Raw genomic sequence first — 22,018 nt, 5'->3', positions numbered from 1 at the left:
GTCGGGCCGTAGGTCGCGGGGGCGGGCCACAGGCCGCTGGTCGGGTCCCGAAGCCTGGGACCGCGGATCGCGAGGCCTGGGCGCAGATCGGAGGCCGTCAGCCGCCGGTCGCGGAGGCTGGGCTGCCGAGCGGGGGCGCCGGCTGCGGTGCGGCGATCGCAAGGCGTCGGCTCGGGGGCGAGCACGTCGGTCGGGCGAGCGGCGTCGGTCGGGCGAGCGGCGCGGGCGTGGAGCGGGTTGGGTGTGCAAGTCGCGTGTCGGGGCACGGGTGCCTTCGCCTGACTGTGCCGGCGGCGGGAAACGTTGTCGTGCAACGGAAGTGCGCCTGCACGTGCCGGCGCGGTCCGAGTACGGGCCTCCGATGTCGCTCAACCCGGCGGAAAGCGCGGCGGGTCGGGTGGGGCCGGTTCTCGGGCAGGATGGGGGTGTGGTGGAGATCCGCGTGCTGACCGAACCCGACCGCGCCGAGTGGGAGGTGCTCGCCCGGGCTCACCACGGGCACTTCGGCGGCGAGATGGGCGACGACAGGTACGAGCGGACCTGGCGGCGGATCGTGGGGGTCGAGCGGGTGCGCGGGGTCGGGGCCCGGGTCGACGGCAGGATGGTCGGCATCGCGAACTACCTGTTCCACGACAGCGTCTGGTTCGGCGGGAAGTGCTACCTGGCGGACCTGTTCGTCGACCCGCGGGTGCGGCGGCGGGGTGTCGGGACGGCTCTGCTCGCGTGGGTGGCGCGGGACGCCGAGGAGCACGGGTTTCCCGGCCTGTACTGGAACACGCTGGAGGACGCGCCGGCACGGGCGTTGTACGACCGGGTGGCCAGGCACCACCAGGGGCTCGTGCTCTACACCTACCACCGCCGGGAACAGGTCTGAGGAACGCGGCCGGGACAGGGGTTCCGGTGCGCAACCCGTTCCACAAGTCGCACGTCCTGTGATCATGAGATCCTTGCCGCAGGACGGGCACGTGCACAGCGAGTGGTCCTGGGACGCGCCCGGCGGGGCGATGGCGGAGACGTGCGCGCGGGCGGTGCGGGTCGGGTTGGACTCGGTCGTGTTCACCGAGCACGCCGACTTCACGCCGTGGTTCGTGCCGGCCGAGGCGGTGCCGCGGTTGCCCGGGTTCCTCCGCGAGCGGCTCGGTGCGGACGGGGTGGTGCGGGCGCCCGCGTTCGACGTGAACGGCTACCTGGACCGGGTGCGCAAGTGCCGGGAGCTGTTCCCCGGCCTGCGGATCCTGACCGGGGTCGAGTTGGGCGAGCCGCACCTGCACCCGGCGGAGACCGCGGCCCTGCTCGGCGGTGACCGGTTCGACCGGGTGGTCGGCGCGGTGCACGCGGTGCGCGACGGGACGTGGTGGCGCGAGGTCGGCACGGTCGACGCGCCCGCCGCCGAGATCGTGCGCGGCTACCTCGCCGAGGTGCTGGAGCTGGTGGACTCCGCGGTGCCGTTCGAGGTGCTGGCCCACGTCGACTACCCGTTCCGCTACTACCGGGAGAACCCCGCCGACTTCGAGGAGGAGTTCCGGGTCGTGCTGCGGGCCCTCGCGCGCAGCGGCCGGGTGCTGGAGATCAACAGCCGGGTGCCGCTGTCCGAGCACGTCGTCCGCTGGTGGCGCGGCGTCGGCGGACGGGCGGTGGCGTTCGGCAGCGACGCGCACGAGCCGACCGAGGTCGGTCGGGGTTTCGCGCACGCCGCCGCCATCGCGCAGGCGCACGGCTTCCAGCCGGGCCCGGACTTCTGGACCCGCTAGCGGAACAACGCGCTGTAGGCGTTCACGGCCGGCTGCCCGCCCAGGTGCGCGTAGAGGACGTTCGAGTCGCGCGGGATCTCGCCCGTCGACACGAGTTCGACCAACCCGGCCAACGACTTGCCCTCGTACACCGGGTCGGTGATCATGCCCTCCAACCGGGCGCCCAGCCTCATGGCGTCCACGGTGGACTCGCCGGGGACGCCGTAGACGCCCTCGTGGAACCGCTCGTCCAGCAGCACGTCGGCGTCGGCCACCTCGACGTCGAGCAGCCGCCCGGTGGCCCGGGCGATCCGCAGCACCTGGTCCCGGGTCTCGGCGGGCTTGGCGGACGCGTCGACGCCGATGATCCGCCGACCCGACCCGACGAACCCGGCCACCATGCCCGCCTGCGTGCTGCCGGTCACCGAGCACACCACCACGGTGTCGAACCGGACACCCAGCTCGGCCTCCTGCCGTTCGACCTCGGCCGCCCACCCGGCGAACCCGAGCCCGCCGAGCGGGTGGTCCGACGCGCCCGCCGGGATCGGGTACGGCGTGCCGCCGGCCGCGCGCACGTCCTCGATCGCCTGTTCCCACGCGGGTTTCACGCCGATGCCGAACCCGGCCTCGACGAGTCGCACGTCCGCGCCCATCATCCGGCTCAGCAGGATGTTGCCGACCCGGTCGTACACCGCGTCCGGCCAGTCGACCCAGCTCTCCTGCACCAGCACGCACTTCAACCCGGCCCGCGCCGCCGCCGCGGCGACCTGCCTGGTGTGGTTGGACTGCACGCCGCCGATGGACACCAGGGTGTCGCAGCCGGTCGCCAGCGCGTCCGCCACCAGGTACTCGAGCTTGCGCGTCTTGTTGCCGCCGTAGGCGAGGCCGGAGTTGCAGTCCTCCCGCTTCGCCCACACCGACGCGCCGCCCAGGTGCCGGGTCAGCCGCTCCAGCGGGTGCACCGGCGACGGCCCGAACGTCAGGGGGAAGCGCGCGAAGTCGGTCAGCGCCATGTCAGTTCTCCTCCAGCAGTGCGGTCAGGGTCGCCCAGTTGCGCTCGGTCAGCCGTCCGGCCAGGTCCGCGTCACCGGCGGCGCAGGCGGTGACGATCTCCTCGTGCATGGCCACCGAGTGGCGGCCGGGCGGCGAGGAGAAGCGCAGCAGTTCCAGCCGCCGCACCAGCGGCGTGTAGCGCTCGATCGTGGCCGTGACGGCGAAGTTCGCGCCGACCCGCACCGCCACCCCGTGGAACCCGTCGTCCGCCGCGAGCGCGCCCGGCACGTCACCGGCCGCCAGCGCCGCCGCGAACCGGGCGTTGGCCTCGCGCATCTCCGCCACGTCCGCGCCGGTGAACCGCGGCACCGCCAGCCGCGCCGCGAGCGCGTGCATCGCCTGCACCACGGCGTGTGCGTCCTGCACCGCGCTCGTGTCCAACGGCGTCACGCGCGTGTAGCTGTGCGGCTTGGACTCCACGAGCCCCTCGTCGGTCAACCGCGCCAACGCCTCGCGCACCGGCGTCCGCGACAACCCGAGCCGCTCGGCCAGCTCGACGTCTTTGATGGGCGTGCCAGGAGCCAGTTCGCCGACCAGGATCGCGGCCCTGATCTGGGTCAACGCCTGATCCCGGTACAGCGCCCGGCCAATATATTGCATACCGCACCCTAGGCCGAACGGCTCACATCAGCAACAGGCCACTGGGGTACCTGCCGTGGTGGGCGAGGTTGTCGAGGTCGTCGGGCGTCCAGAGCTGCCCCAGGTCGGCCATGGCGGCGGTGAACGCGGTGGTGAGCGGACCCGGGCCGTTCACGTGCCCCAGGCCGCAGGCGAGGCGGTAGAGGCGAGCCTGCTCGAAGTCGTCGGCGGCCCGGAACGCGGTCCGGCGGGCGAAGGCCGCCGTGCGCTCGTCCGGGCCGTGGACGACGGTCTCGGCGACCCGCTCGGCCAGGACGAGGTGGTGGTAGAGGTGCAGTTCGCCCAGCCGGGAGGCGCGCGACCGGAGTTCCGCCCGGTCGGGTACCCGGTCGACCGCGGTGAGGACCTTCGGGTCCACGTCGTCCTGGAGGGTGATCCAGAGCCCGAGCACGGCCGCCTCGACCAGGTCGGCCAGGCCCGCCCGGACGTCGCGGTCGTCGTGGAACCACGCGGCGCTGCCGAGGAAGGCCTCGAAGGACTCCACCACGTTGCCGCCCTTGACGGTCGCCGAGACCCGGGAGAACCAGGCCCGACCGGACAGGAACCGGCTGGTGAAGTGGGGCCGGGGACCGTGCGACCGGAGGGACCTCAGGTGGCTGTCCGCGAGGACGGCCCACCACTTCTCGGCCTTGACGTGGTCGAACGCCTGGGAGTGGTGCTCGACCGCGGTCGCCGCGACGTCGAGCGCGGAGGACCACCGCTCGCCGTGGTCCTGGTCGGCGTTGGCGGTGATCAGGTCGAGCATCCGGGTCCAGATGTCGTCGGCGTCTCGGAGGTCACCCGTCCACGCCCGGGAGTCGGCGACGACGGCGCACGCCTCGCCGAACCGGCGCAGGGTGTCGGTGCGGAAGTGCTCGCCCGCCGATTCGGCGATGGCCGAGGCCCTGATCCAGGCGATCTCCGCGCGCTGGGAGTGCTGGTAGGACAGCGCGTAGAACGTCTCGGACGCCTCGGCCACACCCATGACCCGCTCGACCTCGTCCTGGTTCGCGACGAGGTGGCGCAGGTACTCGGCCCGGGTGGTCGCGCCGACGAGGCACTTGAAGCTCTCCGCCCAGAGCACGACGGCGGGCGGCAGGACGAGGTCGCCCCGCGCCTCGAGCCCCGCCAGGTGCCGCAGGAGCATCTCGCAGCCGAACCGCTCGCCCAGGGCGGTCAAACCGGTGCACGCCGCGAGCACGGTCGCCCGGAAGTCGACCTCCGGGTCGCGGGACAGCGGCGCCGCGAAGTGGTACAGCGCGTCGGCGAGCCGCCAGATCCACGGCAGGCGGGTGATCTCGTACGCGGCGGGGACCTTCTCGACGGGCAGCGCCGCGTAGGCGTGGACCACCGCGCGGGAGACGACCTCGCGGCGGGGCTCGAACAGGTCGGCGAAGATCCGACCGGTCAGGGTGTTCACCCGGACCAGGCCGCCGTGCCACCGGTCGAGGTTCAGCCGGGTGGTGACGACGTACAGGCAGCGCTCGAACTCCCCCGCGCGAAGCGGGTTCCCGGCCTCGTCGGCGAGCCGGGCGAGGACGTGGCGCAGCATCTCCTCGGAGGCCGGGCGGAACGCGGTGAGCGCGAGGACCGCGAGCAGTTCGTGTGCCCGGGGGTCGTGCTCGGCCAGTTCGGCGGCGAACGACTCGTAGGCGTGGACCACGGACCGCTCGCCTCGGCCGACCGAGGACAGCAGCGCGCGGGGCGAGGTCGACAGCTGGTCGCACAGCGCGTCGACCGTCATGCCGAGCGTGGCGAACACGCTCAGGCAGTCGATGACCACCCGCGGTTTGCCGCCGGTGTGCCACAGCACCCGCCGGGCGTCCTCGTCGCCGATGTCCGGGACGAACCGGCGCACCAGGGCGGTGCCGGCCGCCACCGACAGCGGCCCGACCCGGACGCACGTGTGCGGCACGTCGGGCGGCACGAGGTCGTGCGCCGCCGTGACGACCACCGTGTCGGCGACCTCGAGGAAGCGCTTGACCAGCGGGTACGCGACCACGTCGTCCAGCCCGACGACCACCGGGCCGCGCGCCCTCCGGGCCGCGAGGTGCGCCAGCAGGCGCGGCAGGACGTCGGCGGGCGCGTCGCCGGCCACCCGGTCGCCCAGCCGGCCGATGACGCTCTCCACCAGCGTCGGCTCGCTCTCGGCGCTGAACAGGTGCACGGTGCCGACCCGGTCCGCGTGCAGCCGGTTCAGCACCTCGTACACCAGGCGGGACTTCCCGTTGCCGGAGTCGCCGGTCACCACCACGAGCCGGACCGCCGGGTCGGCGACCGCGTCCGCGACGGACCCGCCGACGTCGTCGCGGTCGACGTAGGCGACCGCGGGCGCCACCGCCACCAGCGGGCGCTCGTCACCGCCGGTGGTCGCCGGCACGCCCTCGCGGTAGCGGCGCAACCAGTGCTCGGCGGACCGCTGCCCCGCGGTGAGGTCCGGGTCGGCGCGCCCGGACAGGAAGTGGACGCACGCCGACACGAAGGCGGCCACGGTCCGGGCCCGCGGCCTGCCCCTGCCGCCCAGCAGGTTGGCGAAGGCCTGATCGGACACCGGGTCGCCGTCGATCTCCGAGCGGCGGGCCAGGTCGGCGTACGAGGGACTGCCGCTGCGGCGGTGGAGGTCGAGCAGGACGTCCCGACCACCGTCGACACCCATCAAGGCCTCCCGTGCACCAAGAAAACCAAGTCCGCCAAGTGTGGCCGCCGGGCCCGGAACCGCTGCTTTCCTTGCCGCACAAGGACAAGGAGGCGGTAATGACGGAACTGCTCACGGAGGCCACCGCGTGGTTGTCGCTCACCACGACGCTGCTCCAGCTCTGCGCCGCGGTCGTGGCCGCGGCACGGGCCGGGCGTGAGGACCGGTCCGACTGACCGCGTCGACCGGGTCCGGCGAACCCCGCCGGACCCGGTCGGGGTCAGCGCGGGGTGAGAACGCAGAACTCGTGGGACTCGGGGTCGGACAGGACGGTCCAGCGGACCGCGGACTGACCCACGTCGGCGCGGCGGGCGCCCAGGGACTCCAGGCGGGCCACCTCGTGCCGGGTGTCGCCGCCGGGACCGGGCGCCACGTCCAGGTGCACGCGGTTCTTCACCGACTTGGGGGTCGTGGTGCGGACGAACTCCAGCCACGGTCCCGTTTCGGGGCGCAGCGAGGCGAACTCGTCGTGCGAGCGGGCCAGGGGCAGGCCGGTGGCGTGCGACCAGAACACCGCCGAGGCGCGCGGGTCGAGCGCGTCCACCACGATCGCGGCGACCGGGCCCAGGTCCAGGTACTCGTCGCGCGGCTCCAGCACGCAGAACTCGTTGCCCTCGGGATCGGCGAGGACGACCCAGGGCACGCCGCGCTGTCCGATGTCGACCCTCCGGGCGCCTAATGCCTCCGCCCGGGACACGATCGCCCGCTGGTCGCCCTCCGAGGCGGACGCCAGGTCCAGGTGCACCCGGTTCTTCACCTTCTTCGGCTCCGGCACCGGCACGAACACCAGGTCGAGGCCCCCGCCGAGGGCCACGCCCACCTCCCCGTCGTCCTCGACGACCGCCGTCAGCCCGAGCAGCCGGGCCCAGAACCGGCCCACCGCCGCCGGGGCCGCCGCATCCACCACCACGTTGCACAGCCTGGTAGCCACGGAGCAACGGTAACGTCTGCGGCCATGGCGGAGCTGGTTCTGGGCCCGGTGTTGCGGCACGTCGACGCGACCTCGGCGACCGTGTGGGTGGAAACCGACGGCACGTGCGAGGTGTCCGTCGCCGGGCACCGCGCGCGAACCTTCCAGGTGGGCGACCAGCACTTCGCCCTGGTGGTCGTGGAGGGGCTGGAGCCCGACACCTCGACCGCGTACGACGTGCGGCTGGACGACGAGGTGGTGTGGCCCGAACCGGGTTCGGACTTCCCGCCGTGCCGGATCCGGACGCACCCCGTCGAGCGGATCGTGTTCGGCTCGTGCCGGGCGGCCAAGGCCGTGCCGGGCGCGCTGGAGGCGGACAAGCTCGGCCCCGACGCGCTGGACGCGTACGCGCTGCGGATGAAGGACCAGCCCGAGGGGCAGTGGCCGCACGCGCTGCTGCTGCTCGGCGACCAGGTCTACGCCGACGAGCCGACGCCCCGGATCAAGGAGTGGCTCGCGCAACGGCGCGGCGACGAGGAGCCGGTGGGCGAGGTGGTGTCCTTCCGCGAGTACGCCGAGCTGTACCACGAGTCCTGGTCGGACCCCGAGATCCGCTGGCTGATGTCGACCGTGCCGACGTCGATGATCTTCGACGACCACGACGTGCGCGACGACTGGAACACCTCGCGGCCGTGGCGCGAGCAGATGGCGCGCACGCCGTGGTGGGGCCGGCGCATCCGGGCCGGTCTCGCGTCCTACTGGGTCTACCAGCACATCGGCAACCTCGGCCCGGAGGAGCTGGCCCGCAACGAGTTGTTCCGGCAGGTCACCGAGTCCACCGAGGACGTCCGGGGGTTGCTGGAGGACTTCGCCGAGCAGGCCGACAAGGAGGTGGACGGCCGCAAGTCGACCCGGTGGAGCTACCGCCGCGACTTCGGCCGGATCAGGCTGCTGGTGATCGACACCCGCAGCGGCCGGATCCTCGACGGCCCCGAGCGGCTCATGGTCGGCGACGAGGAGTTCGACTGGATCGAGGAGAACGCCTCCGGCGACTTCGACCACCTGCTGATCGGCTCGTCGCTGCCGTGGCTGATGCCGCACGGGCTGAGCCACCTCCAGTCGCTCAACGAGCGCGCGGCAGGTCTCCCGGGGTGGCGCGGCCGGCTCGGCGAGAAGGTCAGGCAGGTCGCCGACCTGGAGCACTGGCCCGCGTTCCGGGCGTCGTTCGAGCGGCTGGCCGGGCTGATCCACCGGCTGGGCAGCGCCGCCGACGCGCCGGCCACGATCTGCGTGCTGTCCGGGGACGTGCACCACAGCTACGCGGCGCAGGCCCGGTACGCCGAGCCCACCCGCTCCAGGGTGCTGCAACTGGTGTGCTCGCCGGTGCACAACGACCCGCCGAAGATCTTCCGCGCCGCGTTCGCGCTGTCCTGGGCGAAGCCGATCGCGAGCGCGCTGCGCCGGCTCGCGGACCTGCGCGGCATCTCGCCCGACCCGGTGGCCTGGCGGAAGGTGAGCGGCCCGCACTTCGGGAACTCGATCGCGTTCCTGGAGATCACGGGCCGCTCCTCCCGGTTCACCCTGGAGACCGCGCGGCAGGGGCGCGGTCTCGTCAAGGTGGCCGAGCTGGGGTTGCCTACTTCGTAGCCAGCCGCAGCAACGCCCACAACTGGGCGATCGCGTCGCGGTCGCCGCGGGTCACCACGTCGCGGTCCGGCAGCCGACCCCACAGCCAGCGGTACAGGGTGGTCGGCGGCGCGGTCACGTCGCCGTCCGCCGACCACGGCCCGTCGCGCGGCACCAGCCGGGCGGTCGCGGGCCGCGGACCGGAGCCCGCGAGCCACACCCGGCCGCCGGTGCGCAGCGACACGGTCGCCTCCCGGGTGCCGCGCACGCCCAGCACGTCCAGCCGGTGCCCGAGCCACAGCGACAGCACCTCGTCGACGCCGTCCACCGCCACGTCGTCGGCCACCGGCGAGAGCGGCAGCCCGGCCGCCGACTGCACGTCCATCCGGTGCACGGTCGACTCGTGCGCGAGCCGGCGCGCCCAGAACGCGTGGTTCTGCTCGTCGGGCCACCACGTGCGGCAGAACGCCTCGGGCTCGCGCACGGCCAACTCCTCGACCAGCGGGCCCGCGCCGGCGCGCACGTACTCGGCGAGCGTCTGCCCGTCGAACGGGTCCTGCTGCCACACCAGCGGCTGACTGCCCTCGCGCAGCCACGTCGTGACCATCCGGTAGGTGCTGCCCACGTGCCGCGCGGCCTCGCCCAGGTTCAGGCCGGGGCACGCCGGCACCTGCCGTTCGGGGCGCTGCCCGTCGACCGCGGCCGCCAGCAGCCCGGCCTCCGCGGTGATCACGTCCAGCAGCACCCGGTAGTCGACCAGTCCCCTGCTCACGGCCCGCCCTCGTACACGATTGCGTCGACCAGCCCGGTGAACTGCTCGGCCTGGCGGACCAGGTCGTCCGCCTCGCGCGGGGTGACGTGCCGGGTCACGCCCGCCAGGACCAGCGCCCGCGCCGCCGAGCAGGACGCGAAGAACGTCGCCCACTCGCGCAGCTCGGGCGCGAGCCCGGGCAGCAGCACCCACACGCTGGTCGGCTTGGCGCGGCCCCGGTGCGGACGACCGCGCACGGCGAGCACGGCCGCGGCGGCGCGCAACCCGGCCAGGTAGGCGGCCGCGAACCGCTGCGCGGGCTCGGGTTCGCGGTGCGCCTCGGCGACGCACCGCACGGCCTGGTGGAGGAGTTCGACCGCCGACGCGGGCGGGAGGGGAAGGGGAACTCGGTGGAAGTCGGTCGCAACGGACATCGGCGGCCTCCTCGCGGCGTCGGGACATCGACACCGCCGCGGGGAGACGGCGGCTCCTGGTGTGGGGCGCTTCCCCCGCCCCACACCAGGGCATAGCTCGAACAGATGTTCGAACCTCGCCAGCGTAACCCGTAAACCCGGAAGTCCTCAACCCGACCCCGCGTGGTCTCATGAACGCGTGAGCGCACTCGACCACCCCGGTATCCGCAAGGTCGCGGCGGCCCTCGCCGAGGCGGGCCACCACGAGTCGGCCGACGGCGTCCGCGTGCTGGCGGACGCCGTCCGCACCGCCGCCGAGGCCGCCGCCGCGGTGGACGTGCCCGTCGGGGCCATCGCCAACAGCCTGCTCTTCGCCGCCGAGCACGACGGCGTGACGACACCGCTGCTGGTGCTGACCTCGGGCGCGCACCGCGCGGACACCGACCTGCTGGCCGCCCTGACCGGCGCGGACGCCATCCGCCGGGCGACGCCGGAGTTCGTCCGCGAGCACACCGGCCAGGTCATCGGCGGCGTGTCGCCGGTCGGCCACCCGGCGCCGATCCGCACGTTCGTCGACGTCGACCTTCGGCAGTACGAGGTGGTGTGGGCGGCGGCCGGTCACCCGCACGCCGTCTACCCGACCACGTTCGACGGCCTCGTCGGGCTGACCGGCGGCACACCCGCCGAGGTGGCGAAGTGACCGCCGCGCCGGCCACGCGCGTGGTCCAGCTGTCGCCGCGCGAGCTGAACGCCCGGCTGAACGAGGCGCTGGCGCTGTACGTGAGCGCGATGGACTACCCGCCCGGCACCGCCGAGCAGCGCGCGCCCATGTGGTTGGCGCACATGCTGCGCGAGGGCTGGCGGTGCGTGGTGGCGCTGGGCGAGCACGACGAGCTGATCGGCATCGGCTACGGCTACCGCGGCTCGGTCGGCCAGTGGTGGCACGAGCAGGTGCGCCACGGGCTGACCCTGGTCGCCGGGCCCGGCGCGGTGGACGAGTGGATGCGCGACTACTTCGAACTGACCGAGCTGCACGTGCTGCCGCGCGCGCAGAGCCGGGGCATCGGCGAGCAGCTGCTGCGCAGCCTGCTCGACGGCGTGCCGACGGCGCGGGTGCTGCTGTCCACTCCGGAGGGTCCGAGCAAGGCCTGGCGGCTGTACCGCCGGATGGGCTTCGCGGACGTGCTGCGGCACTACCAGTTCACCGGTGACCCGAGGCCGTTCGCGGTGCTGGGTCGGGAACTGCCGGTCGAGCAGTCCTCTTAGGACCGCGAGGGCCGGCCGGGTGCGCCCCGACCGGCCCTCCGCGTACCGCTCAGAGCTCGGACAGGCGCTCGCGCAACGTGTCCAGGCCCATGGCGCCCATCTCCAGCGCCTGCTTGTGGAACGCCTTCAGGTCGAACGCCTCGCCGTGCCGGGCGCGGGCCTCGTCGCGGGCCGCGAGCCACAGCCGCTCGCCGAGCTTGTACGACGGCGCCTGACCCGGCCAGCCCAGGTAGCGGTCGATCTCGTCGTACACGTGGGCCGCGTCGGTGATGGTGCGGTTGAGCATGAACTCCAGGCCCAGCTCCGGCGTCCAGCGCTCGCCCTCGTGGAACCCGGTGCCCCGCGGGATCTCCAGCTCCAGGTGCATGCCGATGTCGACCACCACCCGGGCGGCGCGGAACAGGTGGGCGTCCAGCATGCCCAGCAGGTCGCCGTCGTCGCCGAGGTAGCCCAGCTCCCGCATCAGGCGCTCGGCGTAGAGCGCCCAGCCCTCGCCGTGGCCGGACACCCAGCACAGCAGCCGCTGGAAGTCGTTGAGCTTCGCCGCCTGGTACACCGCCGTGGCGACCTGGAGGTGGTGGCCGGGAACGCCCTCGTGGTAGACGGTCGTGACCTCGCGCCAGGTCGAGAACTCCTGCTTGTCCGCGGGCACCGACCACCACATCCGGCCCGGCCGGGAGAAGTCCGGCGTGGGACCGGTGTAGTACGCGCCGACGCCACCGCCGGGCGGCGCGATCCGGCACTCCAGCGCCATCAGCTCGTCGGGCAGTTCGAAGTGCACGTCGCGCACCGCGAGCAGCGCCTTGTCCGACAGGTCCTGCATCCACGACTGGAGCCCGGACTGGCCCTGGACGAGGTAGCGGCTGTCGGCGTCGAGCGCGGCGGCGGCCTCGGCGGGCGTCGCGCCCGGCCTGATCCGCGCGGCGACCTGCTTCATCTCGGTCTCGACGCGGGTGAACTCGGCCCAGCCCCACTCGTAGGCCTCGGCCAGGTCGAGCCGCGAGCCGATGAAGTACCGCGACCACAGGCGGTAGACGTCCTCGCCGACGGCGTCCTTCGACGGCGCGCGCGGCGCCAGGTCCTCGCGCAGGAACACGGCCAGGTCGGCGTAGGCCTCGGCGGCGGCCTTCGCGCCCGCCTCCAGGTCGGCCCGCAGCGCGGTGTCCTCGGGCGCGTCGGCGATGAAGTTCGCGAAGTACGAGCGGCCGTCGCCGCGACCCGCCCAGGTGTCGCACTGCGCGGCGACCTTGGTCACCTGGCGCAGCGCGGCGACCTTGCCCGCGTCGGCGGACGCGCCCAGACCCGCGCGCACCCCCGCGACCGCCTCCGGAACGGCGGCCAGCCGGCGGGCGATCACCGCCCAGTCCTCGGTGGTGGCGGTCGCCATCTGGTCGAACACCTCGCGCACCAGCTGCACCGGGCTCGCGATCACGTTGAGCTGGGCCGACATCTCGCCCGAGTCGGCCAGGTCGACGTCGACGCCCACGCGCTCGAGGAACACCGCCTTGGCGTCCGCCTCGGACTTGTCGACGGGGTCGGCGGCCGCCACCGCGGCCACCGCGCGCCGGGCCAGCTCGGCCCGGGCCTGCACACCGTCGGGTGAGAAGTCCGTCAACCGCTCGTCGTGTCCGGGAACACCGATCATGGTGGCCACGATCGGGTCCGCGGCGGCGTAGTCGGCCACGTACTGGTTGCTGATGCCGTGCACGCCGGCGGTCGAAGATGACATGACCGGCACGGTACCTCCGGCTCTTGTCACCCCGACAGGCGTTTAGCGACGCTCACGACCGCTCACGCGGGTCAACTTTTGACCCGGCCGGCAGGATGACCGCGTGCCCAGGGCCTCCGCGCTCCTCTTCCCGGTCTTCGTGCTGCTCGCGCTGTCGCTGAGCGGCTGCGTGCGACTGCACGCGGCGATGGCGATCTCCCCCGACGACCGGGTGTCCGGCGAGATCGTGGCCGCCACGCCGCCGACCCAGGACAACGACCCCGGGCCGCAGCTCAAGGTGCCCTCCGAGCTGGCCAGCCGGGTGACGACCAAGCCGTACAAGCAGGACAACTACGCCGGTACGCAGTTGAACTTCAGCGGGTTGACCTTCGAGGAGGTCCGCACGCTCTCGATGGCCACCAGCTCGTCGAGCAGCCGGTACCAGCTCAACTTCCGCCGGTCCGGCGACCTGGTGACGCTGTCCGGCTCGGTCGACCTGAGCACCGTCCCGGTGGACCGGGCGGACATCCAGGTGAAGATCAGCTTTCCGGGTGAGGTGATCGACACGAACGGGCGAGAGGAGGAGGACGCCACGGTCGCGTGGGCGCCGAAACCGGGCCAGGCCTCGATGATCACCGCCACGGTCCGCTACCCGGGCGAGAACGAACCCGCCTACGGCGGCTGGGCGCTGCTCGTCGCGGGGTTGACCGGCGGCGCGGCACTGATCGTGGTGATCCTCGCGCTGGTGTCGCACCGCCGGAGCCTGGTCGCCTAGTTGTAGTTGAGCTGCCAGCTGACGCCGAAACGGTCGCTGAGCCACCCGAACTTCTCGCTGAACCCGTAGTCGTCCAAGGGCATCAACGGCATTCCGCCGTCCGACAGGGCCGCGTACACCCGGTCGATCTCGTCCTCCGACTCGCACTCCACGAAGAGCGAGACCGACGGGGTGAAGGTGAAGTCGTGCGGGACTGAGCTGTCCATGCACATGTACTGCTGCCCGCCGATCCGGAAGGTGGCGTGCGACACCGATCCCTCCGATCCGGGCTGGTCGGGTCCGAAGTGGGTCACCGACAGCACCTCGCCGTCGTCGAAGAGCGACGTGTAGAACGTCATGGCCTCTTCGGCCTGGCCCTGGAACATCAGCAACGCGGTCACCTTTGGCGCGTTCACAGAGCACACCATAGGGCCATTACCGACATCTGCGGCTACGCCCGAGCGGACACCAGTCCCAGCCTGCCCACGACCTCCTTGGTCGCCTTGGAGCGGTTGAACGTGTAGAAGTGCAGACCCGGCACGCCCTCGGCGAGCAGCCGCTCCCCGACCTCCGTCACCAGGTCGATGCCCTCCTTGCGGAACCCGATCGGGTCGTCCGCGAACGGGTCCAGCCTGCGCGCCACCGAGTCCGGCACCGGCACGCCCGACAGCTCGGCGGTCTTGGCCAGCGTCCTGGCCGTGGTCAACGGCATCAGGCCGGGCAGCAGCGGCGCGTCGCAGCCCCGCGCGGCGAGCCGGTCGCGCATCCGCAGGAAGTCCTCGGGCTGGAAGAACAGCTGCGCGATCGCGAAGTCCGCGCCCGCGTCGAACTTGGCCACCAGGTGCCGGGTGTCGGTGTCCACGTCGCCCGACCGCGGGTGCCCGTAGGGGAACGCGGCCACGCCGACGCAGAAGTCGCCGAGCTCGCGGCACAGCCGGACCAGCTCCTCGGCGTAGGTCAGGCCGTCGGGGTGCCGCACCCACTCGCCGTTGGGGTCGCCGGGCGGGTCGCCCCGCACCGCGAGGATGTTGCGCACGCCGACCGCCGCGTACCAGCCGATCACATTGCGCAGCTCGGCGATCGAGTGCTCCACGGCGGTGAGGTGCGCCATGGGCGTCAGCGTCGTCTCCTGCACCACCCGGGCGGTGGTGCGGATGGTGCGGTCGCGCGACGAGCCGCCCGCGCCGTAGGTGATCGACACGAAGGCGGGGTCCCACGACTCCAGCTCGCGGATCGCCCGCCACAGCACGACCTCGTCCGCCTCGTCGCGAGGAGGGAAGAACTCGACGGAGAACACGGGTGAACCCCGGTCCAGGCGCTCGACCACCGACGTCATGGCACCAGCCTAGTGGGCGGCCGAGGCGTGGAAGACAACGTTCACGAGGTGGGACGACCCCCCGGTGAGGCGGCCGGACACCCCAGAGGTGACGATAGACGGGTGCCGCTCCACCCGTTGGACCTAGAACTGCCCAAGCACGTCGACACCGCGTTGGCGGACTACCTCGCCGACCGCCGAGAGCTGGGCGAGCGGATGGAGGAGAACTTCACCGGCGCGGTCGACGCGCTCGCCGACTTCGTCCTCGGCGGCGGCAAGCGGATCCGGCCCACCTTCGCGTGGTGGGGCTGGCGCGCCGCGGGCGGCGACCCCGAGGGCGCGCTGGCCGGCTCCGTGCTCACCGCCGTCAGCTCGCTCGAGCTGATCCAGGCGTGCGCGCTGGTGCACGACGACCTGATGGACGCCTCCGAGACCCGGCGCGGCATGCCGACCGTGCACATCCGGTTCGCCCGCGAGCACGTCGCGCGGGGCTGGCTCGGCGAGCCCGAGCGGTTCGGCCTGGCCGCCGCGGTGCTGATCGGCGACGTGGCGCTGGCCTGGGCCGACGACATGCTGTTCGCCGCCGGCCTGCCGACCGACGCGTTGCAGCGGCTGAGCCTGCCGTGGCGGGACATGCGCACCGAGATGCTCGCGGGCCAGTACCTGGACGTGCTGACCCAGGCCCGCGGCGACGCCTCGCCGGACGCCGCGCTGCGCATCGACCGGCTCAAGACCGCCGCGTACACCGTCGAACGGCCGCTGCACATGGGCGCCGCGATCGGCGGCGGCTCGCCGGAGCTGGTGGAGGGGTTGCGCTCGTTCGGCCGCGACATCGGCGTGGCGTTCCAGCTGCGCGACGACCTGTTGGGCGTGTTCGGCGACCCGGCGGTGACCGGCAAGCCCGCGGGCGACGACCTGCGCGAGGGCAAGCGGACGCTGCTCGTCGCGCTGGGCATGCGGTTCGGCGCGGACGTGCTGCACGAGGCGCTGGGCAAGCCGGACCTGGACGTGGCCGTGGTCGACGAGGTGCGCGCGCGGCTGGTCGAGGTCGGCGCGGTGGCCGCGGTCGAGGAGCGCATCGGCGAGCTGACCGCGTCCGCGCTGGCCGCCCTGGAGCGCGCGCCGGTGGCCGAGCCCGCGTGCGAGCGGCTGGCCGAGCTGGCGATCAGCGCCACGAAGCGGACCCGCTGAGCATGCGCGCGGTCACCGGTCGCACCGACCACGTCGTGGTGGTGGGCGCGGGGCTCGCGGGCCTCTCCGCGACGCTGCACCTGCTGGGCGCGGGCCGCCGGGTCACCGTCGTGGAACGGGACGAGGTGCCCGGCGGGCGGGCGGGCCGGCTCGACCTCGGCGGGTACTCCTTCGACACCGGCCCCACCGTGCTGACCATGCCCGAGCTGGTGGACGAGGCGCTGCACGCGGTGGGCGACTCGCTGGCCGACCGGCTGCCGCTGGACCCCGTCGACCCGGCCTACCGGGCCCGGTTCGCCGACGGCGCGGTGCTGGACGTGCACGCCGACGGCGACGCCATGGAGGAGGAGGTGCGCCGGTTCGCCGGTCCCGCCGAGGCGGCCGGCTACCGGGCGCTGCGGGCGTGGCTGACCGAGCTGTACCGGGTGGAGAAGGACGCGTTCATCGGCGCGAACTTCGACTCGCCGCTGAGCCTGGTCACGCCGGGGCTCGCGCGGTTGGCCGCGCTGGGCGGGTTCGCCAGGCTCGGCCCGTCGGTGGCCCGGTTCCTGCGCGACGAGCGCCTCCAGCGCGTCTTCTCCTTCCAGTCGCTGTACGCGGGTGTGCCGCCGCGCAAGGCCCTGGCCGCGTACGCGGTGATCGCGTACATGGACACGGTCGCGGGCGTCTACCACCCGCGCGGCGGGATGCGGGCGCTGCCGGACGCGCTGGCCGCCAGTGCCCGGGACGCGGGCGCGGACCTGCGGTTCTCGACCCGGGTGGCGTGGCTGGAGCGGATCGGCGGTCGGGTCACCGCGGTGCGCACCGCGCAGGGCGAGCGGATCCCGTGCGACGCGGTCGTGCTGACGCCGGACCTGCCCACGTCCTACCGGCTGCTCGGCCACCGACCGCGCCGGCCGGTGCGGATGACCTGGTCGCCGTCGGCGGTCGTGCTGCACGCGGGCACCCGGCGGCGCTGGCCGGAACTCGCCCACCACACGATCTTCTTCGGCCGCGAGTGGGACCGCACGTTCGAGGAGCTGACCCGGCGCGGCACCCTGATGAGCGACCCGTCGCTGCTGGTCAGCGCCCCGCCGGGGCAGGGCGTGTTCGTGCTGGCGCCGGCGCCGAACCTGCGGGTGGGCCCGATCGACTGGGAACGCGTCGGCCCGGCCTACCGGGACGAGCTGGTCGGCGTGCTGGAGTCGCGCGGGCTGACCGGGTTCGGCGCGTCGGTCGAGGTGGAGCGGCTGGTCACGCCGCGCGACTGGGCCCGGCTCGGGCTGGTCGCCGGCACCCCGTTCTCGGCCGCGCACACGTTCGCCCAGACCGGCCCGTTCCGACCGCGCAACCTGGTCTCCGGCCTGGAGAACGCGGTGCTCGCGGGCTGCGGCACCACGCCGGGCGTCGGCGTGCCGCCGGTGCTGATCTCCGGCCGGCTCGCCGCGCGGCGGATCACGGGGTCCGGCGCCGCAGCGTCGCCGCGCCGAGCAGCAAGGCCGCGAGCGCGCAGCCCGCGATGACCAGCAGGTTGCGCACCAGCGTGCCGTCGACGTCGGCGGACGTCGTCACGTGGGTCAACGCGTCGACCGCGTAGGACAGCGGCAGCACGTCGGACACCGCGCTCAGCACCGGCGCCATGTCACCGCGCGGGGTGAACAGCCCGCACAGCAGCACCTGCGGCATGACGATCGCGGGCATGAACTGCACGGCCTGGAACTCGGTGCGGGCGAACGCGCTGGCGAACAGGCCCAGCGCCGTGCCCAGCAGCGCGTCGAGCACCGCGATCAGCACCAGCAGCCACACCGGCCCGGCCACGTCCAGGCCGAGCCAGGTCAGCGCGACCACCGAGGCCACCGCCACCTGCGCCACCGCGACCAGCCCGAACGCGATCGCGTAGCCGAACAGCAGCTCGAGCCTGCCCATCGGCATGGTCATCAACCGCTCCAGCGTCGCGGTGAGCCGTTCCCGCAACGTGGTGATCGACGCCACGATGAACATGATCGCGAAGGGGAAGACGCCGAGCAGCGCGGGCGCGGCCCGGCCGAACGCCCGCTCCGAGTCGAACACGTAGCGCAGCAGCACGAGCAGCACCGACGGCATCAGCACCAGCAGTGCGACGGTGCGCCGGTCGTGCCGCAGCTGGGTGAGGATCCGCCGCGCGGTGGCCAGGGTGTTCACGCCGCCTCCTTCACCAGGGCCAGGAACGCCCGCTCCAGGTCGCGCTCGCCGGTCCGCTCGCGCAGCCGGTCCGGGGTGTCGTCGGCGAGCAGCGCGCCCGCGCGCATCAGCAGCAGCCGGTCGCACCGGGCCGCCTCGTCCATCACGTGGCTGGACACCAGCAGCGCCACGCCCGTCTCCGCCAGCCGGTGGAACAGGCCCCAGAGCTGTTCGCGCAGCACCGGGTCCAGGCCCATGGTCGGCTCGTCCAGCACGATCAACTCGGGCGCGCCGAGCAGGGCCACGGCGAGGCTCGCCCGACCGCGCTCGCCGCCGGAGAGCGTGCCGACGAGCTGCCCGGCGTGCCCGGTCAACCCGACGTCGTCGAGCACCCGGTCCACGTCGGAGGCGGGCGCGCGGAGCACGGACGCGAAGTAGCGCAGGTTCTCCACCACGGTCAGGTCCGCGTACACCGACGGGCTCTGGGTGGAGTAGCCGATCCGGGTCCGCAGCGCCGGGCTGCCCGCCGGCTCGCCGAGGACGGTCACCACGCCCGCGCGCACCGCCTGCACCCCGACGACGGACCGCAGCAGGGTCGTCTTGCCGCACCCGCTCGGTCCCAGCAACCCCGTGACCGAGCCGCGCGCGGCGGTGAAGCTCAGCCCGCGCACGACCTCGCGCCCACCCCGCGCGACGGTCAACCCGTCGACGTCGACCGCGTAATTGGACATGTGTTGAATTATTGCCCCGGCGACCGGCCGGCGGCAAGATCGGCGCTGGTCCCGGCGTCGGGAATAGGCCGACTGGGCCCTCGCCGTCGCGGGCGCGCGCGTGCGAGGATCCCCCGGGGTGTCACAACACCGTCACGCGAGTGCGCCATTGCGTGCCGACGCGCCGACCTGTTGTGCGACGATGTTGCCGCGATGGCCGCGACCCCGTCTCCTCCCCGATCGAGCGCCGCACCTGCCGACCCGGTGCCGTCCGCCGCTACCCAGGTGGACGACGCGCGCGGTCGACCGGACCCCGGCGGCATCCCGATCCGCACGATCCTGCTCGGCGTCGCGGGCGTCATGCTCGTGGCGCTCGGCGGCTCCGGCGCGGGCGCGATCCTCAAGCAGGACCCGCTGCTCACCGACACGTCGCTGAGCTGGATCCGCTACGGGCACGGCCGCGACCTCGCCACCGCCGTGCTGTACCTGGGCCTGGCGCTGGTGATCTGGGCGTGGGTGCGGCTGGGGCGCATGGTGCGCAACCGGCACGTGGGCAGCAACGCCGTGCTGACCGCCGTGGTCGCCTGGACGCTGCCGCTGCTGTTCGCGCCACCGCTGTTCTCCAAGGACATCTACAGCTACCTGGCGCAGGGCCAGCTCGCGCTCAACGGCCTCGACCCGTACGCGGTCGGACCGGCGGTGCTCCAGAGCTCGCTGTCGGACAACGTCAGCTGGGTCTGGCAGAACACCCCGGCGCCCTACGGGCCGTTCTTCATGATGCTCGCCGAGGGCGTCGTGTGGGCCACCGGCGCGAGCGTCATCGGCGGTGTCGTGCTGATGCGGCTCGTGCTCGCGGCCGGGCTCGCGCTGGTCTGCTGGGCGCTGCCCGGTCTCGCCAGGCACCTCGGCGGCACGCCCGCCGTCGCGCTGTGGCTGGCCGCGGCGAACCCGCTGGTGCTGGTGCACCTGATCGGCGGCGCGCACAACGACATGCTGATGGTCGGCCTGCTCGCCGCGGGCACCCTGTTCGTGCTCGACCGCCGGCACGTGCTGGGCGTCGCGGTCGTGACGCTGGCGTTCGCGGTGAAGGCGACGGCCGTGGTCGCGCTGCCGTTCCTGGTGCTGGTGTGGGCCAGGCGGCTGACCGGCACGCGGCGGGCGCAGCTGGTCAAGGCGATCGCGGGCGGCGTGGCCGTGTTCACCGCGGTGTTCACCGGCTGCACCGTGGTCGCGGGCCTGGACCTGGGCTGGATCCCGGCGCTGAGCACGTCGTCCACCATCGTGAACTGGCTGTCGGTGCCCACCGCCATCGGCGATTTCGCGCATACGCTGGCCAGTGGGTTCGTGCAGGTCGAACCCGACTGGTTCCTGACCGTCGCGCGCGGGATCGGCTCGCTGCTGCTGGTCTTCATCGCGTGGCGGCAGTGGCGCGCGGCCGACGACGGCGGTCCCGAGGCGGTGCGCCGGGCGGCGATCACCATGCTGGCCGTCGCGCTGCTCTCCCCCGCCACCCTGCCGTGGTACTTCAGCTGGACGCTGGTGCTCGCCGCCGGGCTCGCGTGGACCGCGGGCGGGTTGCGCGCGGTGGCGTTCTTCTCGGTGTTCCTGCTGCTGGTGACCTTCCCCAACGGGGACACGGCGCTCTACTCGTGGGGTTACCTGGTGTTCGCGGTGGGCGCGTCCGCGCTGGCCGCCGTGACCGTGCTGACCCCCGACCCGTTGCGGCTGTCGAGCAGGTACACGTGACCGACACGGCCGCGGCCTACGCCCGTTGCCGCGAGCTGAACGCCCGGCACGGCCGCACGTTCTTCCTGGCCACGAGGCTGCTCACGCCCGAGCGCCGACCCGCCGTGCACGCCCTGTACGGGTTCGCCCGCTGCGCCGACGAGATCGTGGACGCGGGCACCTCGCCGGACCCGGCGGCCGAGCTGGCCGAGCTGGCCGCGCAGCTGACCGAGGAGCTGGCGGGCCGGCCGACCGGGCACCCGGTGCTGGTCGCGCTGGCCGACACCGCGCGCCGGTACGACCTCGACCACGCGCTGTTCGACGACTTCCTGCGGTCCATGCGGATGGACCTGACCGTGACGTCGTACGCGACGTTCGCCGAGCTGGACGACTACGTGCACGGGTCGGCGGCGGTGATCGGGCTGCAACTGCTGCCGGTGTTCGGCACCGTCGTGCCGCGCGCCGAGGCCGAGCCGTCGGCGGCCGCGCTGGGCCGGGCGTTCCAGCTGACCAACTTCCTCCGCGACGTGGGCGAGGACCTCGACCGGGGCCGGGTCTACCTGCCGCGGGACGTGCTGACCGCGTACGGCGTCGACCGGGAGCTGCTGGAGCACGGCAGGCGGACGGGCGTGGCCGACCGGCGGGTCCGGCGGGTGCTGCGGCACCTGGTCGCGCACACCCACGCGGTGTACCGGGAGGCCGAGGCCGGCGTGCCGATGCTCGCGCCGGTGTCCCGCCCGTGCGTGCGCACGGCGCTCGTGCTGTACCGCGACATCCTGGAGGGCATCGCGGAGGCCGACTACGACGTCCTGGACCACCGCGTGGTCGTCCCGAACCGGCGACGCCTGGCCGTGGCCCTACCCGGCCTCGTCTCGGCCCTCCTGGCCCGCGCCAGGACCCGCTGACCGCCGCGGGGCCGCGCTTCGACGCCGTCCCGGCCGTGGGTTTGCCGTCTCGGCGCGCCGCGCAGCCTCGGGACGCACGACGGCCGGACGGCTCGTGGTGAGCCGCCCGGCCGCCCGGGTCTTGTCGTCAGGTGCTCAGAACCCCATCGCCTGCGCCCGCCGCTTCACCTCGCGGCCCCGGTCGCCGCGCAACGCCTCGATCGGCGTGCCGGGAAGGGTCTCGTCCTCGGTGAACAGCCACCGGAGGATCTCGTCGGTCGAGTAGCCGGAGTCGCGCAGCACCGTGATGGTGCCGGGCAGTCCCTTGACCACGCCTCCGGCGGCGAGGAAGTCGGCGGGGACCACGAGCGTGCCCGCACGGCGTTCCGCGAGCAGTTGGCCGTCGCGCAGCAGTTGGTGGACACGGTTGACCGGGAGGGCCAGGCGCTCGGCGACCTCGGGCAGGTCCAGGACCTCGAGGTCGGGAGCCAGCACATCCGCAGCGGCAGGAATCGCACTCACGAGCGTCA

22 protein-coding genes are annotated in these 22,018 nt (G+C 73.5%); 10 read left to right on the top strand and 12 right to left on the bottom strand.

What is annotated here, in order from left to right; all coding sequences use genetic code 11:
• The first annotated feature begins 427 nt into the window (after positions 1-427).
• Both AB0G50_RS12820 and AB0G50_RS12815 read left to right on the top strand, forming a co-directional pair.
• The gene (locus tag AB0G50_RS12820; protein WP_360106290.1) at positions 428-874 is read left to right on the top strand and encodes a GNAT family N-acetyltransferase; all 447 of its coding nucleotides are present in this window, start codon (positions 428-430) and stop codon (positions 872-874) included.
• 64 nt (positions 875-938) lie between these two features.
• On the top strand, positions 939-1,751 hold the full coding sequence (locus AB0G50_RS12815) for a PHP domain-containing protein (protein ID WP_360106287.1): 813 nt from the start codon (positions 939-941) through the stop codon (positions 1,749-1,751).
• Here the strand turns inward: AB0G50_RS12815 and AB0G50_RS12810 are convergent.
• The 4 genes from AB0G50_RS12810 to AB0G50_RS12795 form a co-directional block, all read right to left on the bottom strand.
• Positions 1,748-2,743, bottom strand: a complete 996-nt coding sequence (locus tag AB0G50_RS12810) for a 1-aminocyclopropane-1-carboxylate deaminase (protein WP_360106284.1) — start codon at positions 2,741-2,743, stop codon at positions 1,748-1,750. The genes AB0G50_RS12815 and AB0G50_RS12810 overlap by 4 nt on opposite strands.
• 1 nt (position 2,744) lies before the next feature.
• Positions 2,745-3,383, bottom strand: coding sequence for a GntR family transcriptional regulator (locus AB0G50_RS12805; protein WP_360106281.1), 639 nt, complete (start codon positions 3,381-3,383; stop codon positions 2,745-2,747).
• Positions 3,384-3,405: 22 nt separating this feature from the next.
• On the bottom strand, positions 3,406-6,057 hold the full coding sequence (locus tag AB0G50_RS12800; RefSeq protein ID WP_360106279.1) for an ATP-binding protein: 2,652 nt from the start codon (positions 6,055-6,057) through the stop codon (positions 3,406-3,408).
• Positions 6,058-6,316: 259 nt separating this feature from the next.
• Positions 6,317-7,027 carry a VOC family protein gene (locus AB0G50_RS12795; protein ID WP_360106276.1) on the bottom strand — a complete coding sequence of 237 codons (711 nt, stop codon included), beginning with the start codon at positions 7,025-7,027 and terminating at the stop codon, positions 6,317-6,319.
• Positions 7,028-7,051: 24 nt separating this feature from the next.
• On the opposite strand from AB0G50_RS12795, the gene AB0G50_RS12790 reads away from it, so the two are divergent.
• Positions 7,052-8,653: an alkaline phosphatase D family protein gene (locus tag AB0G50_RS12790; protein ID WP_360106274.1), complete on the top strand. Its 1,602-nt coding sequence runs from the start codon at positions 7,052-7,054 to the stop codon at positions 8,651-8,653.
• Here the strand turns inward: AB0G50_RS12790 and AB0G50_RS12785 are convergent.
• Both AB0G50_RS12785 and AB0G50_RS12780 read right to left on the bottom strand, forming a co-directional pair.
• Positions 8,643-9,404, bottom strand: a complete 762-nt coding sequence (locus tag AB0G50_RS12785) for a maleylpyruvate isomerase N-terminal domain-containing protein (RefSeq protein WP_360106271.1) — start codon at positions 9,402-9,404, stop codon at positions 8,643-8,645. The genes AB0G50_RS12790 and AB0G50_RS12785 overlap by 11 nt on opposite strands.
• Complete coding sequence (locus AB0G50_RS12780) at positions 9,401-9,817, bottom strand: SAV_6107 family HEPN domain-containing protein (protein WP_360106268.1); 417 nt, start codon at positions 9,815-9,817, stop codon at positions 9,401-9,403. Before AB0G50_RS12780 ends, AB0G50_RS12785 begins: the two co-directional genes overlap by 4 nt.
• A 178-nt stretch (positions 9,818-9,995) precedes the next feature.
• Here AB0G50_RS12780 and AB0G50_RS12775 point away from each other — a divergent pair, with 178 nt between their 5' ends.
• Together AB0G50_RS12775 and AB0G50_RS12770 are read left to right on the top strand one after the other, a co-directional pair.
• On the top strand, positions 9,996-10,496 hold the full coding sequence (locus tag AB0G50_RS12775) for a YbaK/EbsC family protein (protein ID WP_360106265.1): 501 nt from the start codon (positions 9,996-9,998) through the stop codon (positions 10,494-10,496).
• A complete protein-coding gene (locus AB0G50_RS12770) occupies positions 10,493-11,062 on the top strand; it encodes a GNAT family N-acetyltransferase (RefSeq protein ID WP_360106262.1) in 570 nt (189 codons plus the stop codon). Before AB0G50_RS12775 ends, AB0G50_RS12770 begins: the two co-directional genes overlap by 4 nt.
• Positions 11,063-11,111: 49 nt before the next feature.
• Here AB0G50_RS12770 and AB0G50_RS12765 read toward each other — a convergent pair whose 3' ends face one another.
• Entirely contained in the window at positions 11,112-12,791 is a 1,680-nt protein-coding gene (locus AB0G50_RS12765) for a DUF885 domain-containing protein (RefSeq protein WP_360106259.1), read from the bottom strand.
• Positions 12,792-12,894: 103 nt separating this feature from the next.
• On the opposite strand from AB0G50_RS12765, the gene AB0G50_RS12760 reads away from it, so the two are divergent.
• Entirely contained in the window at positions 12,895-13,545 is a 651-nt protein-coding gene (locus AB0G50_RS12760; protein WP_360106256.1) for a DUF3153 domain-containing protein, read from the top strand.
• Here AB0G50_RS12760 and AB0G50_RS12755 read toward each other — a convergent pair.
• Together AB0G50_RS12755 and AB0G50_RS12750 are read right to left on the bottom strand one after the other, a co-directional pair.
• Entirely contained in the window at positions 13,542-13,940 is a 399-nt protein-coding gene (locus AB0G50_RS12755; RefSeq protein WP_360106253.1) for a VOC family protein, read from the bottom strand. The genes AB0G50_RS12760 and AB0G50_RS12755 overlap by 4 nt on opposite strands.
• Positions 13,941-13,975: 35 nt before the next feature.
• The gene (locus tag AB0G50_RS12750) at positions 13,976-14,860 is read right to left on the bottom strand and encodes a methylenetetrahydrofolate reductase (protein WP_360106250.1); all 885 of its coding nucleotides are present in this window, start codon (positions 14,858-14,860) and stop codon (positions 13,976-13,978) included.
• Between the two features lie 102 nt (positions 14,861-14,962).
• On the opposite strand from AB0G50_RS12750, the gene AB0G50_RS12745 reads away from it, so the two are divergent.
• On the top strand, positions 14,963-16,030 hold the full coding sequence (locus tag AB0G50_RS12745) for a polyprenyl synthetase family protein (protein ID WP_360106247.1): 1,068 nt from the start codon (positions 14,963-14,965) through the stop codon (positions 16,028-16,030).
• A 2-nt stretch (positions 16,031-16,032) separates the two neighbouring features.
• Positions 16,033-17,532 carry a phytoene desaturase family protein gene (gene crtI / locus AB0G50_RS12740; protein ID WP_360106244.1) on the top strand — a complete coding sequence of 500 codons (1,500 nt, stop codon included), beginning with the start codon at positions 16,033-16,035 and terminating at the stop codon, positions 17,530-17,532.
• On the opposite strand, the gene AB0G50_RS12735 is transcribed toward crtI, so the two are convergent.
• Positions 17,465-18,190 (bottom strand): ABC transporter permease, encoded by a 726-nt coding sequence (locus AB0G50_RS12735; protein ID WP_360106241.1) that lies wholly within the window; start codon positions 18,188-18,190, stop codon positions 17,465-17,467. The genes crtI and AB0G50_RS12735 overlap by 68 nt on opposite strands.
• Entirely contained in the window at positions 18,187-18,900 is a 714-nt protein-coding gene (locus AB0G50_RS12730) for an ABC transporter ATP-binding protein (RefSeq protein WP_360106238.1), read from the bottom strand. Before AB0G50_RS12730 ends, AB0G50_RS12735 begins: the two co-directional genes overlap by 4 nt.
• Before the next feature lie 243 nt (positions 18,901-19,143).
• Here AB0G50_RS12730 and mptB point away from each other — a divergent pair, with 243 nt between their 5' ends.
• A complete protein-coding gene (mptB, locus tag AB0G50_RS12725; protein ID WP_360106235.1) occupies positions 19,144-20,625 on the top strand; it encodes a polyprenol phosphomannose-dependent alpha 1,6 mannosyltransferase MptB in 1,482 nt (493 codons plus the stop codon).
• On the top strand, positions 20,622-21,509 hold the full coding sequence (locus AB0G50_RS12720) for a phytoene/squalene synthase family protein (protein WP_360106232.1): 888 nt from the start codon (positions 20,622-20,624) through the stop codon (positions 21,507-21,509). The genes mptB and AB0G50_RS12720 overlap by 4 nt, the downstream gene beginning before the upstream one ends.
• A gap of 135 nt (positions 21,510-21,644) precedes the next feature.
• Here AB0G50_RS12720 and AB0G50_RS12715 read toward each other — a convergent pair whose 3' ends face one another.
• The gene (locus AB0G50_RS12715) at positions 21,645-22,010 is read right to left on the bottom strand and encodes an Rv2175c family DNA-binding protein (RefSeq protein WP_360106229.1); all 366 of its coding nucleotides are present in this window, start codon (positions 22,008-22,010) and stop codon (positions 21,645-21,647) included.
• Positions 22,011-22,018 lie beyond the last annotated feature (8 nt).

Source organism: Actinosynnema sp. NPDC020468, assembly GCF_040642015.1.
Classification (GTDB): Bacteria; Actinomycetota; Actinomycetes; order Mycobacteriales; family Pseudonocardiaceae; genus Actinosynnema.
The sequence above is the reverse complement of the archived record's forward strand: the minus strand, read 5'-3'. Positions and strand labels throughout refer to the sequence as shown.